A 246-nucleotide genomic window follows, 5' to 3' on the forward strand; every position below is an offset into this window, starting at 1 on the left:
GGCCTCGCAGCGCTGCGCCGAGGTCCCCGGATTCAGCACCACACCCGGGACGGCACTGGATCTCTGGGACTGCAACGGCGGAGGAAACCAGTCATGGAATCTGACGGCGGACAACCAGTTGCAGATCTACGGCAACCTCTGCATGCAGGCAGGGACGGATGGAGTGACCGCGGCACCGGGTAGCGCGGTCGTCCTGGCCGACTGCACGGGCGCAGCAACCCAGCAGTGGAGCTTCACAAGTGATGG

Annotated in this window: 1 protein-coding gene; it reads left to right on the top strand. The window is 65.4% G+C overall.

Annotation, left to right across the window (positions count from 1 at the left end; genetic code table 11):
• Positions 1-246 (top strand): ricin-type beta-trefoil lectin domain protein (locus tag SB717_RS38570; protein ID WP_410908508.1); only part of this gene is annotated, 246 nt, incomplete at both ends.

Origin of the sequence: Priestia sp. SIMBA_032 (assembly GCF_046535215.1) — a bacterium.
Lineage (GTDB): Bacteria > Bacillota > Bacilli > Bacillales > Bacillaceae_H > Priestia > Priestia aryabhattai.